Origin of the sequence: Collinsella intestinalis (genome assembly GCF_902364775.2) — a bacterium.
GTDB lineage: Bacteria > Actinomycetota > Coriobacteriia > Coriobacteriales > Coriobacteriaceae > Collinsella.
On record NZ_CABJEU020000001.1, the window covers coordinates 794505 to 810627 of the forward strand.

At 62.1% G+C, this 16123-nt stretch carries 10 protein-coding genes; 2 read left to right on the plus strand and 8 right to left on the minus strand.

Annotated elements, in window-relative coordinates; all coding sequences use genetic code 11:
* Positions 1 to 156: 156 nt before the first annotated feature.
* The 5 genes from glgA to glgB form a co-directional block, all read right to left on the minus strand.
* Positions 157 to 2481 carry a glycogen synthase GlgA gene (glgA, locus tag FY258_RS03375; protein WP_118103120.1) on the minus strand — a complete coding sequence of 775 codons (2325 nt, stop codon included), beginning with the start codon at positions 2479 to 2481 and terminating at the stop codon, positions 157 to 159.
* A gap of 144 nt (positions 2482 to 2625) precedes the next feature.
* Positions 2626 to 3735 carry a glucose-1-phosphate adenylyltransferase subunit GlgD gene (gene glgD / locus FY258_RS03380; RefSeq protein WP_118103122.1) on the minus strand — a complete coding sequence of 370 codons (1110 nt, stop codon included), beginning with the start codon at positions 3733 to 3735 and terminating at the stop codon, positions 2626 to 2628.
* A 4-nt stretch (positions 3736 to 3739) separates the two neighbouring features.
* On the minus strand, positions 3740 to 4888 hold the full coding sequence (locus FY258_RS03385; protein WP_118103124.1) for a glucose-1-phosphate adenylyltransferase: 1149 nt from the start codon (positions 4886 to 4888) through the stop codon (positions 3740 to 3742).
* A gap of 133 nt (positions 4889 to 5021) precedes the next feature.
* Positions 5022 to 7448 (minus strand): glycogen/starch/alpha-glucan phosphorylase, encoded by a 2427-nt coding sequence (locus tag FY258_RS03390; RefSeq protein ID WP_118103126.1) that lies wholly within the window; start codon positions 7446 to 7448, stop codon positions 5022 to 5024.
* Between the two features lie 106 nt (positions 7449 to 7554).
* Entirely contained in the window at positions 7555 to 9714 is a 2160-nt protein-coding gene (gene glgB / locus FY258_RS03395; RefSeq protein WP_259324427.1) for a 1,4-alpha-glucan branching protein GlgB, read from the minus strand.
* A gap of 394 nt (positions 9715 to 10108) precedes the next feature.
* Here glgB and FY258_RS03400 point away from each other — a divergent pair, with 394 nt between their 5' ends.
* The gene (locus tag FY258_RS03400; RefSeq protein WP_118103130.1) at positions 10109 to 10801 is read left to right on the plus strand and encodes a thiamine diphosphokinase; all 693 of its coding nucleotides are present in this window, start codon (positions 10109 to 10111) and stop codon (positions 10799 to 10801) included.
* A 94-nt stretch (positions 10802 to 10895) separates the two neighbouring features.
* On the opposite strand, the gene FY258_RS03405 is transcribed toward FY258_RS03400, so the two are convergent.
* Both FY258_RS03405 and adhE read right to left on the minus strand, forming a co-directional pair.
* Complete coding sequence (locus FY258_RS03405) at positions 10896 to 11663, minus strand: phosphotransferase family protein (protein WP_118103132.1); 768 nt, start codon at positions 11661 to 11663, stop codon at positions 10896 to 10898.
* Between the two features lie 105 nt (positions 11664 to 11768).
* Complete coding sequence (gene adhE, locus FY258_RS03410; protein WP_118103134.1) at positions 11769 to 14417, minus strand: bifunctional acetaldehyde-CoA/alcohol dehydrogenase; 2649 nt, start codon at positions 14415 to 14417, stop codon at positions 11769 to 11771.
* A gap of 459 nt (positions 14418 to 14876) precedes the next feature.
* Between adhE and FY258_RS03415 the strand changes: the two genes are divergently transcribed.
* Positions 14877 to 15623 (plus strand): transposase, encoded by a 747-nt coding sequence (locus tag FY258_RS03415; protein ID WP_118103136.1) that lies wholly within the window; start codon positions 14877 to 14879, stop codon positions 15621 to 15623.
* Between the two features lie 267 nt (positions 15624 to 15890).
* On the opposite strand, the gene rpmB is transcribed toward FY258_RS03415, so the two are convergent.
* Entirely contained in the window at positions 15891 to 16079 is a 189-nt protein-coding gene (gene rpmB / locus FY258_RS03420) for a 50S ribosomal protein L28 (protein WP_006721280.1), read from the minus strand.
* Positions 16080 to 16123 lie beyond the last annotated feature (44 nt).

The following is a 16123-nucleotide window of genomic DNA, read 5'->3' on the forward strand; positions in this document are numbered from 1 at the left end:
CAGTTCATTATACAAGTCGCAGTGGGTCATTCCGATGCGAAACGCATCCCGACACGCGCCGTTGCGATGGGCGGATTCAGCCGAACATGCGAATCGGGCCGGAAGCTCTGCGCTTTCGGCCCGATCGATTGAGGTGTGGTTAAGGGCGCGGGGCGGTTACTTGCGCTTGCCCTTGCGCGCGACCTTGGGAACCGTCTTGGTCGCAGGTGCGGCTGCGGGAGTCATCTTCGGCTTGGCGTGAGCCGGGGTGTGGGCTACGGCGGCACTTGCGGCGGGCTTGGCCGGCGTCACGGGTGCGGCGTCGAGTTCGAGCTCGGTTTGCACGGGAGCCGCGGCAGGTGCGGGCTTTTTAGCCGCGGCGGCCGACTTGGTTGCGGTTGCTGCTTTGGCAGCGGTTGCCTTTGGGACGGCTGCCTTGGCCCCAGCGGCCTTTGAGACGGCGGCCGTCTTAGTTGCCGGGGTCTTGGCTGCGGCTGCCTTGGCCGTCGTGCTCTTGGCGGCAGTTGCGGTGGACGCCTTGGCGGCAGCCGACTTGGCTGCTGCGGGCTTGGCGGTGGCGGGCTTTGCGCTCGCCGTCTTGGCTGCAGCGGGCTTGGCAGTCGCCGCCTTGGGGGTGGCGGGCTTAGCGCTCGCCGCCTTGGCTGCGGTGGCCGCGGGCTTGGCGACGGCCACCGCGGACTTCCTTACCGTTGTTTTGGTTGCGGCGGTCTTCGTGGCGGCCTTCTTGGCGGGTGCCTTCGCGGCGGGCTCGGCTTTCGCAGCCGCGGCCTCGTCGGTTTTTGCAGATTCGGCCTTGGCGGCGGCAGTGCTCGTTTTCTTCGACGTCGCGGTCTTGCGGGCAGCGGTCTTGCGCGCGGCCGGCTTCTTCACCGGCGCGGCGGGTTTTTCCTCTGCGGGAGTCTCGACGTTGGGTGCTTCGGCATCAGGCTCGTTGGCTTTGGGCTCGTCGACCTTGACTTCCTCGACGGGCTCGGCCTTGGGCTGTTCCGGCTGCGGCAGAGGGATGTCGGGGCGCAGGTTGTGATATATGGCCATGTAGGCGTCGGCGGAACGGGTCCAGCTGAAGTCGGCCGCCATAGCGTTGCCCACGAGCTTGTCGAAGGCGGCGCGATCGTCCCAGAACAGGCGTGCCGCGCGGAACACGGCGTCGCCCATCTCGTCGCCGTTGAAGTTGGCGAAAGAGAATCCGGTGCCCTCGCCGGTGAACTGGTTGTAAGGTGCCACGGTGTCCTTCAGGCCGCCGGTCTCGCGCACGATGGGAAGCGTGCCGTAGCGCATGGCGATCATCTGGGACAGGCCGCAGGGCTCGAACAGGGACGGCATGAGGAACAGGTCCGCGCCGGCGTACATGCGCTGGGACAGAGCGGGGTTGAACTGGATGCGGGCCGCCATCGTCCCGGGATACTTGCCCTCGAAGTACTTCAAGGCGTTCTCGTATTCGGCGTCGCCGGTGCCGAGCACGGCAACTTGGACGCCGCCGGAGAGGATGCGGTCCAGGGAGTACGTGACGAGGTCCATGCCCTTCTGGCGGGTGAGTCGGGTGACCATGACCATGAGCGGGCGGTCATCGCGAACCTCGAGGCCGAGCTCCTCCTGCAGGCGCGCCTTGCAGACCGCCTTGCCGGAACGGTCCTCGGAGGTGAAGGTCGCGGGGATGCGCGGGTCGGTAGCGGGGTCGAAGCCCTCGGTGTCGATGCCGTTGACGATGCCCTGCAGAATCGGGGCGCGGCGACGTAAGATGCCGTCAAGCCCCTCGCCGAACTCGGCCGTCTTGATCTCTTCGGCGTAGGTGGGGGAGACGGTGGTGATGGCGTCGGTGTAGTTGAGGGCGCCCTGCATGTAGTTCACGGCATCGGGGCCGCAGGTCAGCTGGAACGCGGCGGCCGGGATGTGCGCGAGGCCCAGGATGTCGTTCAGCACCTTGGCGCTGTACTGTCCCTGGAAGGCGATGTTGTGGATGGAGAAGACGGTCTTGATGTTCTGGTAGAGCGGGACCGCCTGATAGAACTCGCGCAGGAAGACGGGCGCCATCGCGGTGTGCCAGTCATTGCAGTGGAGCACATCGCAGGTGAAGCCATCGAGGGCGTAGGGGAGGTACTGCAGGCTCTCGACAACTGCCTTGGAGAAGAAGGCGAATCGCTCGCCATCGTCGAAGAATCCGTACGGATAGCCGCGGCTGAAGTAATGCTCGTTGTCGAGGAACAGGTAGTCGACGCCCTTATGGTTCAGGCGCTCGATGCCGCAGTACTCGTTGCGCCAGCCCAGCGGGACGTAGAAGTCGCATAGGTGCTCCATGCGGTCCTTGTACTCTTGGGCGATGGTGTCGTACTTGGGCACGAGCACCACGACCTCGGCGCCCGCCGCCTTGAGGGCCTGGGGCAGGGATCCCGCGACGTCGCCCAGACCGCCGGTCTTGACGAAGGGGGCCGCCTCGGCGCTCGCAAAAGCGACATGCAGCTTGGATGGGGTGGAATCGGACATGGGGTCACCAATCTCCTTGATGTGTGCGAAGGGCGCAAGCTCGTCGCCCGTGCGGATACGCCGCCCGGGGGTCAAACCTCACAGGCGGCGTATCCATGGTAACGCTCTTATGGGCCAGCTGCGCCCTGTGCGTTTGCGGGGTGGTTAATTCGAGAGCGGAACCTTGGGGATCACGAGCACGTTGTCGGGCGTGCCGCTGACGACGGTGCCGGCCTCGATGACGTTGTTCTTGTCGACAATGGCGTTCTCGACGCGCGCGCCGCGCTTGATGACGCAGCCCTGCATGATGATCGAGTTCGCGACATATGCCCCGCTCTCAACCACGACGTCGCGGGAAAGGGTGGAGCCGCGGACGGTGCCGTCGATGCGGCAGCCCGCCGATATGAAGGAGTTCGTCGCGTTGGAGCCGGAGCTGTATTTCGCCGGGGGCGTGTCATGCGCCTTGGTCATGATGGGACGGCTGTGGGTGAACAGCTGATGCATGACATCGGGATTGAGCATCTCCATGCTGCGACGGTAGTAGGTCTCTTCGCTGAACATGCCGACGGCGAGGCCCTTGAACTCGTAGGTGCACACGTCGATGCGACCGAAGTCAGAGCGAATGGCGTCGAACAGGTCGAGGTAGTCGAGCGTCTCGTACTCCTCGCAGATCTGCAGCAGAAGCTCACGGTTGATGATGAAGCAGTCGAGGAACTCGTTCTCGCCGTAGGCGCAGCCGGAACCGAGGTTGGTAACGCGCCCGTTATCGTCGATCTCGAGCTTCGTCACGTCGTCGAGCTGGCGATCGGCCTTCTTGTAGATCATCGTCACGCCGGAGCCACTGCGCTCATGGGCGTCGATGACGTCGGAGAGGTCCATGTTGAACACGATGTTGGTCGCGCTCATCACTACGTAGGGCTCGCTGGCGCGCTGGAACAGCATCTTGTTGGTGTTGATATCGCGCAGTAGGAAGCGGATGCCCTTCTTCGCGGTGCCGTATGCGCTGCCCTGGAGCAGGAACAGGCCGCCCTTCTTGCGATCGAGTTCCCACTCGCGGCCGCTGCCGAGGTGGTCGACGAGCGAGCGGTAGTTGCCCGGGAGCACGACGCCCACGGTGCGGATCCCCGCGTTCATCATGTTGGAGAGCGGGAAGTCGATGAGGCGGTAGCGGCCCATGAACGGGACGGATGCGAGCGGGCGGCTCTCGAGCAGGGCGCTGTGCTCCTTGCTCGTGTAGTTGGCAGTGATGTAGCCGATGGCCTTGCGGTTGATCATCGGATCATTCCCCCCTTCCGATGACGACGTCGTTTCCGACGACGGCGGTGTCCTTAGTCATATCAACGCTGCCGAGCTTGACGCCCTCCTCGACGACGGCGTTCTCGCCCAGGATCGCGCGGACCACGTGAGCCCCGTCCTTCACGACGGCGCCGGGCAGAAGCACGGAATCCTCGACGATCGCGCGCTCGCCGACGTAGCAGTCGGTGGAGAGGATGGAGTGGCGGGCGGTGCCGTAGACGCGGCAGCCGTTGGAGACCAGGCAGTCATCCACGCGGCCGTCCGGCCCGATGAAGTGCGGAGGACGGGTGGAGTCGTTGCTCATCACCGGGAAGGACTTGTCGAACAGGTCGAACTCGGGGTTCTCGCCCAGCAGGTCCATCGAGGTCTCGTGGAAGCTCGCGATGGTGCCGACGTCCTTCCAGAAGCCGTGGAACTCGTAGGTGTACAGGCGCTTGCCCTCTGCGAGCAGCTTGGGGATGATGTCGTTGCCGAAGTCGTGGCTAGAGCGCTGGTCGACGGCGTCCTCCTCGAGCGCGCGCACGAGCACGTCCGTCGAGAAGATGTAGATGCCCATGGACGCGAGGTTCGAATCGGGCTTCTCCGGCTTCTCGGTGAACTTCTCGATGCGTCCGTCGTCGGGGTTGGCGGTGATGATGCCGAAGCGGCTCGCCTCCTCCCAGGGAACCGGCATGACGGAGACGGTGAGGTCGGCGCCGTGCTCGATGTGGCTCTCGAGCATCTTGCGGTAGTCCATGCGGTAGAGGTGGTCGCCCGAGAGGATGAGGACGTACTCGGGATCATGGCTCTTGATGTAGTCGAGGTTCTGCGTGATGGCGTCGGCGGTACCCGCATACCATGCGCCGCCATCCTGCGTGGCGTAGGGCGGCAGGATGGACACGCCGCTGCCGTGCTCGGCGAGATCCCAGGCGCGGCCGGATCCGACGTACTCGTGCAGCTGGTAGGGGCGGTACTGCGTCAACACGCCCACGGTGTCGATGCCGGAGTTCGCGCAGTTCGACAGCGAGAAGTCGATGATGCGGAACTTGCCGCCAAAGCTGACGGCGGGCTTTGCGATCTTGGAGGTGAGCGCCATCAATCTGCTGCCCTGACCTCCCGCGAGGAGCATCGCGATGCATTCTTTGCTTGCCATCAATCTCTCCCTTGATCCGTTGGTGACTTGCGTATCAATTCCCGGGACTACCGTCTCCGGTGGTGGCGCCCCGTCATCGCCCCACCGTTGCCCTGCGGATGCGCCAGCCGTTTACCGGCGCGACGCACCTCCTTTACGCGTGCCAGATCTCGTCGCGGTATTCGCGGATGGTGCGGTCGGATGAGAACCAGCCGGACATCGCGGTGTTGTGCAGCGCGCGGCGGTTCCAGTCTTGTGCGTCCGGATAGGTCGCGGTGAGACTCTCCCAGGCATCCACGTAAGAATGGAAGTCCTTGAGCACGAGGTCGTAGTCGTTGTTAAACATGAGCTCGTGATGGATGCTCTCGAAGTTGCCGGAGAGGCCGGCGAAGGTGCCGTCGAGGAGCTGGTCGATGATGCGGCCGAGGCGCGCGCGGTCGGAATTGACGACGTCCCAGGCGAAGTACTGGCCGCTGGCGCGCAGCGCGTCGACCTCGGGCGTGGTGAGGCCGAAGATCGCCTCGTTCTCGCGTCCTGCGAGGTCGACGATCTCGATGTTCGCGCCGTCCATCGTGCCGAGCGTGAGGGCGCCGTTCATCATGAGCTTCATATTCGAGGTGCCGGATGCCTCCTTGCCGGCCGTGGAGATTTGCTCGGAGATCTCGGCAGCCGGATAGATGAGCTGCGCGTTGGAGACACGGAAGTTCGGGATGAAGCACACCTTGATGACGTCGTTGACGCGCGGGTCGTTGTTGATGACCTCCGCCACGCCGTTGATGAGGCGGATCACCTCCTTGGCGAAGGTGTAGCTCGAGGCCGCCTTGCCGGAGAAGATGAACGTGGTGGGCTGGATCTTGAAGTTCGGGTCGGCGAGGCGGCGGTTGTACAGGTCCATGACCTTCATGATGTTCAGAAGCTGGCGCTTATAGGCGTGGAAGCGCTTGACCTGGACGTCGAAGACCGTGTTCGGATCGATGGTGAGGCCGCACTCGCGCTTGACGTAGTCGGCCAGGCGCTGCTTGTTGGCGAGCTTGGAGGCGCCGACGCGCTCAAGGAACGCCGGATCGCCCTCGAAGGCGGTGAGCTTCTCGAGCTCGCGGGCGTCGTCGAGCCAGCCGTCGCCGATGGCCTCGGTCACGAGCTTGGCGTAGGTGGGGTTGGCCTCGGCGAAGAAGCGACGATGGCTGATGCCGTTGGTCTTGTTGTTGAACATCTCCGGGCGCATGGCCGCGAAGTCCTTGAGCGTGCTCGCCTTGAGAATGTCGGAGTGGATCTTTGCGACGCCGTTGACGGAGTGGCTGCAGATCACGGACAAGTTGGCCATGCGGACCTCGCCATCCCACAGGACGGCAGTCGCGCGCAGTCGCTCGGCGCTCTCGGGCTTGCTCATGTCGAAGCTCTCGCGCCAGCGACGGTTGATCTCGTCGATGATCTGGTACACGCGGGGCAGCAGGGTGGAGAAGGTGGAGATGGGCCACTTCTCGAGGGCCTCGGGCAGGATGGTGTGGTTGGTGTAGGACACCGTGTTCGTCACGATCTCCCAGGCGTCGTCCCAGGTCAGGCCTTCTTCGTCCATGAGGATGCGCATGAGCTCGGGTCCGCACATCGCCGGGTGCGTATCGTTGGTGTGGATGGCCACATAGCGGGGCAGCTCGTTCCAGGCCTTGCCGTGCTCACGCTCAAAGGTGTCGAGGAGGGTGCGGATACCCGCGGCGACGAACAGGTATTCCTGCTTGAGACGAAGCAGGCGGCCGTGCTCGCCGGCGTCGTTGGGATACAGGATGGCGGAGATGGCCTCGGCATTGGCTCGGTCGCGGTCGGCGCCGGTGTAGTCGCCGGCATTGAAGGCATCGAGATCGAAGTGGTCGTCGATGGGCTCGGCGCTCCAGCAGCGCAGCTTGTTGACCGTCTCGCCACCGTAACCGACGATCGGGATGTCGTAAGGCACGGCCAGGACGTCATCGGTCCCCTCAACGGAGTAGAAGGTGCGGTCGCCCTCCTGGCGTGAGACGACGTGGCCGCCGAAGCCGATGCGAACGGCCTTGTCGGGGCGCTTGACCTCCCAGGGATAGCCCTTGGAGAGCCATTCGTCGGCCACTTCGACCTGGCGGCCATCGACGATCTCCTGCTTGAAGAGGCCGTAGCGATAGCGCATGCCGTTGCCGTAGCCCGCGATGCCCTCGTGGGCCATCGAGTCGAGGAAGCATGCGGCGAGGCGACCGAGGCCGCCGTTGCCCAGGGCCGGATCGGGCTCCTGGCGCTCGATCTCGTCGAGATCGCCGCCCATGTCGGCGATGGCGTCGGCCACGAGGTCGCGAATGCCGAGGTTCAGCAGGTAGTTGTCGAGCAGACGGCCGATGAGGAACTCGATGGAGAAGTAGTAGACGCGCTTCTTGCCCTCGGTGCGGTTGCGCTCGTCGGTCTTGGCAGCGATGACGCGGGCATCGCCGGCGACCATATTGGCCAGCGCGGTGAAGCGGTCGATATCGCTCGTATCCTCGAACTCCTTACCGGACAGTGCGCGCACGTGCTGGCGGTACTGCTCGATGAACTGCTCTTTGTTCTCGTAGATCTTTTCCATGGTTTCCTTTCGAGAAGGGGCCGGGTTGGTGATAGTCGCGAGCACGCACGTTCGGCCCGGCGTGCGGCTGCGTCATCGTGGGCGCGAGGTGCTCCGAGGTCGTTGCTTACTTCGCGCGGGATGTCCTGGGTTTGGGCGCGGCCTTTGCCTTTGCGACGGGTTCGGACTCGTCCTTGGCTGCGTGATTCGACGTTTGCTGCTTCTTTGCCACCTTGGGGGGCTTGTAGGAGGAGGTGCGGCGACGGCGGTAGACCAGGCCGGCGAGGCCGGGAACGGCGATTTCGATGGAGTTGTCGCGCATGTTCCAGGGCTCGGGTTTGGAGGAGGCCATATCGACCACAGGGAAGCCGGATCCGCCAAAGGTCGGATCGTCCGTATTAAAGACGAGCTCCCAATCGCCCTCGCGCGGGGTGCCCACGCGATAGGTCTCGTAGGATGCCGGGTCGAAGTTGATCAGGATGAGCAGGTCGTCGGCCGGCTTATCACCGTGGCGCACGAAGCTCACGATGGACTGCTCGGAGTTGTCGGCATCGATCCATTCGAAGCCCTGCTCGGTATAGGCGTTTTGCCACAGTCCGCGCTGCTTGGCGTAGAAGTGGTTGAGTGCCTCGATGAAGCGCTGCTGAGCGCCGTGGGTGGCGTCGAAGTCCTTAGCGAGGAACCACTCGATGGACTCGTAGTAGCGCCATTCGATCTGCTGGCCGATCTCGTCGCCCATGAAGGAGAGCTTGGCGCCGGGGTGGGTCATCTGGTAGAAGGCGAGCGTGCGCAGGCCGGCGAAGCGGCGCCAGTCGTCGCCCGGCATGCGTCCGATCAGGGAGCACTTGCCGTTCACGACCTCATCGTGCGACAGCGGCAGGACGAAGTTCTCCGAGAAGGCGTACATGATGGAGAAGGTGAGCAGGTTGTGGTTGCCCGGGCGCCAAGGGAAGTCGCACTGCATGTAGTGCAGGGTGTCGTTCATCCAGCCCATATCCCATTTGAGGTGGAATCCCAGGCCGCCGTCCTCTGCGGGATAGGTGACCAGGGGCCATGCGGTGGATTCCTCGGCGATCATCATGACGTCGGGGAACTCCTTGCCCACGGCGCAGTTAACCTGGCGGATGAACGCGGAGGCGTCGAGGTCCTCCTCGGTGCCATACTTGTTGAACTTCTTATCCGCCGGGTTGTCCACGCCGAAGTTGAGATAGAGCATGCTCGACACGCCATCCATGCGGATGCCGTCGACATGGAACTGCTCGATCCAGAAGAGGACGTTGGACACGAGGAAGCTGCGAACCTCGGGGCGGGAGAAGTCGAACTTATGCGTGCCCCAGTTGGGATGAATCTCGCGTTCGAAGAGCATGTGGCCATTGAATGTGGCCAGGCCCTCCGCATTGGCACAGAAACCGCCGGGGACCCAGTCCAGAATCACTCCGATGCCAGCCTTGTGGCAGGCATCGACGAAGTGCATGAGCTGCTGGGGGGTGCCGTAACGAGAGGTTGCGGCGAAGTATCCCGTGGCCTGATATCCCCAAGATCCGTCGAAGGGGTGCTCGGAGAGGGGCATGACCTCGATATGGGTGTAGCCCATCTTCTTGACGTAAGCCACGAGCTCATCGGAGAGGTCGTCGTAGGTGTAATACGTTCCACGTTGCGCCGGGAACGGGTCGCCGGGGCCGGGCCAGGTGCCGTCTTCGCGCGGCTCGCCCTGCGGCTCGTTGCCATGGCGCTTCCAGGAGCCCAGGTGCACCTCGTAGATGTTGAGGGGGCTCTTCATGATGTCACGCTCGGCACGGCGATTCAGCCATGTGGCATCTTTCCAGGTGTATCCACCGAGGTCCCAGAGCTTGGATGCTGTTCCGGGGCAAGTCTCAGCGTAGAAACCGAACGGGTCGGCCTTCCAGAGGAGCTCCCCCGCATCGGTCTCGATCACGTACTTGTAAAGCGAGCCCTGCTCAAGGCCGGGAACGAAGGTCTCCCATATATCGCTATTTGCGGCACGCGTGAGCGGCGTTGCCTTGGGGTCCCAGTCGTTGAAATCGCCGACGACGTGCACGCTTGAGACTTGAGGGGCCCAAACGCGGAAGAGCCAGCCCTCAGAGTTGTCCTGAACGTCTTTGTGGGCGCCCATCTTCTCCCAGGCGCGCTGCCACATGCCGGTTCCGAACAGGTGGATGTCGTCATCCGTGAGTATGAGGTTGGGCTGTGCAGTGGCATCGGGCCCCTTGGCGAGTCCTTGGGCCTTGCGTTCTGTCTTATTGGCGGTCTTCGATGTGATGGCCATCTCAACCTTCCGATCGTATGCGCGGCGTTCTGCCGTAAACCAACGAAACGTCTCGGGCTCGGCATGCGTACTTAGACGGAAGGGGACGCAGATGTGCTGCGTTCGTTCCACTCGCATCGACGCATGTGGAACCAGTGACGATACTTACCGTATCACTCGTCCATCACAAAATGGACAAGAATGCGGCAATCGGTATAAATCGCCCCATGGGTGAAACAATCACATTTTAGCTTGACATACTGGGCTTTTTGGTAAATACCCCGTAAGCAAGGGGTTTGATAAGCAACCTACTGTAAGGGCCTGTTTTGAGCCGCGTCTGCCACGCGTAAGAGTGCTAACTATTGGGTAAGATGGCAAATTGTCCGTTATTGTGCTATGCGTCAGGTGGTCTTATATGAATGGCATGGGCAGCGTCCTCGAAACCCAAGCGGATGCGTTGCGCGTCCTTCTTATCGGAGGCTCACCGCAGACCTGCGATGCCGTGTTTCTCAAGCACCTGTATGCCGACTGCGATTTGGTCGTGGCAGTGGATCGGGGTCTCGATGCGGTGCTGGATGCCGGACTGCCATGTGACTTGTTCTGCGGCGACGCGGACTCGGTGGGCGCTCGCGGCCTGTTGGCGGTTCGTCGTTGCGAAGAGGGAGAGCCCTCTGAAGTTTTGGCCGTCGAACGCTATGACCCGTATAAGGATTTTACCGACCTTTCGCTCGCCCTTCGCGCGATCGATTCGCGTTGGGGGAGCGTCGAGCTGGTGTGCACGTGCCTGACGGGGGGACGGCCCGATCACGCCCTCGCAGCACTTGGCTGCATCTTGAGATGGGACGGCCCGGTTTGCCTTGAGGAACAGGGCTTTTCCGGTCGCTTGCTCAGGGCGGGCGCGTCATGGCAGATGACGGGCTTTCAGGGTTCGACGTTCTCGTTCGTATGCCTGAGTCCCGTCGGGGTCGTATCCGAGCGGGGGATGGAGTGGGAGCTCGATCACAAACGCGTCGAGCTGTTGAGCGATTTGGGCATCTCGAATATCGTCACGGATGATGCCGAAGTGACTTGCCATGAAGGCGCCATTGCGGCGTATCTCATTCGCTGACGTGTGCAGGATGTTTTGAAAAGCTAACGGCCCCGGAGATCGTCTGCTCCGGGGCCGTTGGCATGAACGCGTTCTCGCGCGGATTGTCAGGCTGTTAGCCCATGTAGTCCACGACGTCGATCCAGCTCATGAGGAACTCGTCGTTGACGTCGGTGCGCTTGCGGGAGAGCTCGGCGGCGGCGACGATGGACATCCACTGGCGTACGACCTGCATCGGGACGTCGGCGCGGTCGCAGTACAGCTCGAGATAGGCATCGGCCTGCTGCTTGTCGTTAAGGGCAAACAGCAGGTAGGTCATGGCTGCGTCGGCGGCAGGGGAGCCCTGAGTCGCGTGGGCCCAGTCGCAGACGTAGAGCTGACCGTCCTCGGCCACGATGACGTTGCTCGGGTTGAAGTCGCCGTGGCAGATCTGGAACTCCTTCTTCATGCCGTCCAGGCGCTCCATGAGGTTGTAGCGGGTGGTGGCGTTGATGTGCTGGAGGCCGTTGATCATACGGGCGTACTTGTCACGCTGACGGTTGAGCAGCGGGGAGCGCTCGGCGTGAATCTCGACCTGCAGGTCGACGAACTGCTCGAGGTACTCGTAGAACTTGGCGGGCTCGGCTGCCATCTTGTCGGCGAGCGTCACGCCCGGGACCTTCTCGGTGAGCAGGGCCCAACCCTCACCGGCGACCTCGGAGACCTCGAGGGCCTTCGGGGCGCGGATACCGGACTCGGAGATGCGGGCGAGGTTCAGGGCCTCGTTGAAGACATCGGAAGCCGGCTTGTTGGAGTTGAAGACCTTGGCGATCTTGTCGCCCAGGTCGTAGACCTTCTTGTTGGAGTGCTCGACGATAACGGTCTTGGACTCGGGAAGATTCATGGTGTGCCTTCCTTTCTGAATGGGTCTACACCATCGTAGGGCGCCCGCGCCGCCGCTCGCGATGAGTTGGGTGAGCGGCGGCAAACGGGCGGGAAGCGGATGCGCTTACAGGACGGCGTAGTCCTGGGGCTCGCGGCCGTAGTAGGCGTCGAGGTAGAGCTCCTTGATCTCGCTCATCAGCGGGTAGCGCGGGTTGGCGCCGGTGCACTGGTCGTTGAACGCCTGCTCGACCATCTCGTCGAGGGTCTCGAGGAAGTAGGCCTCGTCCACGCCGTAGTCGGCAATGGTCTCCTTGATGCCGATGGTGGCCTTGAGCTCCTCGAGCTTGGCGCAGAAGTTCTCAAAGACCTCACGGTCGTCCTTGCCCTCGACGCCGCAGTAGCGGGCCATCTCGGCGTACGCGGCGAGCGCGTTGGGGTAGGGGTACTGGGAGAAGGTGCCCATCTTGACCGGGGCCTCGGCGGCGTTGTAGCGCATGACGCGGGTCAGGATGACGGCGTTGGCGATGCCGTGGGGCAGGTGATGGAAGGCGCCGAGCTTGTGGGCCATGGAGTGGTTGAGGCCCAGGAAGGCGTTGGCGAAGGCCATGCCGGCCATGCAGGAGGCGTTGTGCATCTCCTCACGGGCGTGCGGGTCGTTGGCGCCGTTCTCGTAGGAGCTGGGAAGGTTCTCGAAGACGAGCTTGGCGGCCTTCATGGACAGGCCCTTGGTGTAGTCGGACGCCATGATGGAGACGTAGGACTCGATGGCGTGGGTCATGACGTCGATGCCGGAGGCGGAGGTGAGGCCCTTGGGGGCGGTCATGGCGTTGTCGACGTCGACGATGGCCATGTTAGGCAGCAGCGCGTAGTCGGCGAGCGGCCACTTGATGCCGGTGTCCTTGTCGGTGATGATCGCGAACGGGGTCACCTCGGAGCCGGTGCCGGAGGAGGTGGGGACGGCCACGAAGTAGGCCTTCTTGCCCATCTCAGGGAAGGTGAAGATGCGCTTGCGGATGTCCATGAAGTCCATGGCCATATCCTCGAAGTTGCACTCCGGGTGCTCGTACATCATCCACATGATCTTGCCGGCGTCCATGGCGGAGCCGCCGCCGACGGCGATGATGACGTCAGGCTCGAAGAGGGCCATCTGGGCGGCACCGCGGCGAGCGCACTGCAGGGACGGATCGGGCTCGACGTCGTAGAAGCAGTCGTGCGCGATGCCCATGGAATCGAGCTTGGCCTCGATGGCGCGGGTGTTGCCGTTCTTAAAGAGGAACTGGTCGGTGACGATGAAGGCGCGCTTCTTGCCCATCACGGTGCCGAGCTCGTCGAGGGCGACCGGCGTGGAGCCCTTCTTGAAGTAGACCTTCTCGGGAGCGCGGAACCACAGCATGTTCTCGCGGCGCTCGGCCACGGTCTTGACGTTGATCAAGTGCTTCACCCCAACATTCTCGGAGACGGAGTTGCCACCCCAGGAGCCGCAGCCCAGGGTGAGGGAGGGCTTCATGCCGAAGTTGTACAGGTCACCGATGCCGCCCTGAGAGGAGGGGGTGTTGATGACGATACGGCAGGCCTTCATGGTGTGCTCGAAGAGGGAGATCTTCTCGGCCTGGGCCGGGTGCACGTAGAGGGAGGCGGTGTGACCGGGGCCACCGGCGAGCACCAGGTGCTCGGCCATGTCGACGGCGGTCTGGAAATCGGGGGCCTTGTACATGGCCAGGACGGGGGAGAGCTTCTCGTGAGCGAACTCCTCCTTCTCCAGATCGACGGAAGTGACCTCGGCGATCAAGATCTTGGTCTTGGCAGGGACCTCAATGCCGGCGAGCTCGGCGATCTTGGCGGCGGGCATGCCGGGGATGCGGTGGTCGAGCGCGCCGTTCTTGAACATTGCGGAGCGCAGGGCCTCCATCTCGGCGCCCTTCTTCACGAAGTAGCAACCGCGGCGGGCGAACTCGGCCTTGACCTCGTCATACACGGACTCGAGGACGGTCACGGACTGCTCGGAGGCGCAGATCATGCCGTTGTCGAAGGTCTTGGAGTGGATGATGGAGTTGACCGAGAGCTTGATGTCGGCGGTATCGTCGATGATGACGGGGGTGTTGCCGGCACCGACGCCCAGGGCGGGCTTACCGGAGGAGTAGGCGGCCTTGACCATGCCGGGGCCACCGGTGGCCAGGATGATGTCGACGTCGGCCATGACCTTGTTGGTGAGGTCGATGGAGGGGACGTCCACCCAACCGATGATGCCCTCGGGAGCGCCTGCCTTGACGGCGGCGTCGAGCACGAGCTTGGCGGCGGCGATGGTGCACTTGGCGGCAGCCGGGTGCGGGGAGATGATGATGGCGTTGCGGGTCTTCAGGGAGATGAGGCACTTGAAGATCGCGGTGGAGGTGGGGTTGGTGGTCGGGATGACCGCGCCCACGATGCCGATGGGCTCGGCGATCTTGGTGATGCCGTAGGCATCGTCGCGCTCGATCACGCCGCAGGTCTTGGTGTCCTTATACGCGTTGTAGATGTACTCGGCGGCATAGTGGTTCTTGATGACCTTGTCCTCGAGCACGCCGCGGCCGGTCTCCTCGACGGCCATCTTGGCCAGGGGGATGCGGGCCTTGTTGGCTGCCATGGCGGCCTCGTAGAAGATCTTGTCGACCTGCTCCTGGGAGTAGGTAGCAAAAATCCCCTGGGCCTCACGCATGTGCGCGAGCTTGGCCTCAAGGGATTCGATCGAATCTACGATTTCGGGGGCGGCGGCAACGGTAGGTTTCTTCGCCATTCTGCTCTCCTTTGCGAGAAGCGGGTTTTCCCAACAAGTCGTACTCTATAGTAATGAAACGCTTCACTAGGCCGAATGGCAGAATTTCAGCCGTAAACGGTCGAATGGAGCGCTTCAATAGCGTGAAACTTCGCAATTTGTGTTCAAACCGTGGCGATATCCAAAAACTGAAACGCTTCACTCATATCATCGGAGATCTCAATTGGGGACAGATCTCAATTGGGGTCAGGTACAAATTGAGACGTTGATGTTTGTATTCCACAGGGCTTCCTTCAATCTCATCTATTTCTTGGTTTGTTCTGGCCATGTCGGTCAGATTTGGATCAGAGGCATATACAGATGGGTGGTCATGAAATTGAATTCTCAGCGCTACCGAGCCTATGTCAGCAAGAATGAAGTTGACCTTGCCGTCGTCATCGATGGCGCCAGGCGGTTTAGTTCGACAGGAGCGGTGGACATATGGCGAGGACGGGAAGAGTTCGATGCGAAACCGATCTATACCATGTGACGATTCGCGGTTGCGGCCGTCAGATCATTTTTGAGGATGCGGTGGACAGAAACTTCTTTCTTGATCGCTTGGAGCTGCTTTCTGCGCAAGAGCGTGTCGATGTGATTGCGTATTGTCTTATGGACAATCACGTTCACATCGTTCTGTTCGATCCGGAAGGAGTGCTCGGCGTGTTCATGCAGCGACTCTGCTGTGTGTACGCAAGGTACTTCAACGAGAGGCTCGACCGATCTGGCCATCTGTTCCAGGGAAGATACTCGAGTGCTGCAATTGAAGACGTGCGCCACCTACTTACGGTCGTACGGTATGTTCACGACAATCCCGTCAAGGCGGGGATCTCAGGGCGTGAGTGTTATAAATGGAGCAGTTATCGCGGGTATGTCGAGGATAGGGGCTTTGTTTCACGCAGTCTGGTGTACGAGCTGATCGGTGGCGCGGTGAGGTTCGTTGAGTTTTCCTCTTCTGAAGATAGCTGGCGTGATTTGGCCCGCGTGATGCACTCTGATGGCGTTGAAGTTCTGGAGGTCGCCCGTACTGCCCTGGGAGGCAGGGACCCGCTTGTAATTGGGGCGAGTTCGAAGTCGGAGCGAGACGATTGTATACGGGTCCTCTCCGAGTGCGGATTGAATGCGTCTGAGATTTCTCGCATCACGGGTGTGCCACGCAGGGTGATTTCGCGTGTAGCTTGTCGGAGTTAGCCTGCATTGCGATCGTGGTCGACCATGTGCCTGCCCGGCGTTCTCCCTAACGCCCTTGTGGGTGGAAGTGATTTTCTCCTGGTCCGGTTGACGCACTTCGATTGCATGTCTCAATTTGTACCTGTCCCCAACTGATACTCCTGGTTCGGTTGACGAACTTCGATTGCGTGTCTCAATTTGTACCTGTCCCCAATTGATACAAAAAACGCCCCGGCGATGCCGGGGCGCTGCGTATGCAAGCAAACGTTTGTCCAAAGAGGGGAGTGCTTAGGAGCGGGCCACCTTCTGGGCCTTGAGGCAGCTGGTGCACACGTTCATCTTGCGACGGACGCCGTTCACGACGACGTACACGCGCTGGATGTTCGGACGGAACTTACGGTTGGAGACGCGGTGGGAGTGGCTGATGGAGCGACCAGCAACGGGGTGCTTACCGCAGATTTCGCAAACTTTGGACATGTCAGTGACCCTTCTTAGGCGACCTAAAATGAGGTCGCGTGAAC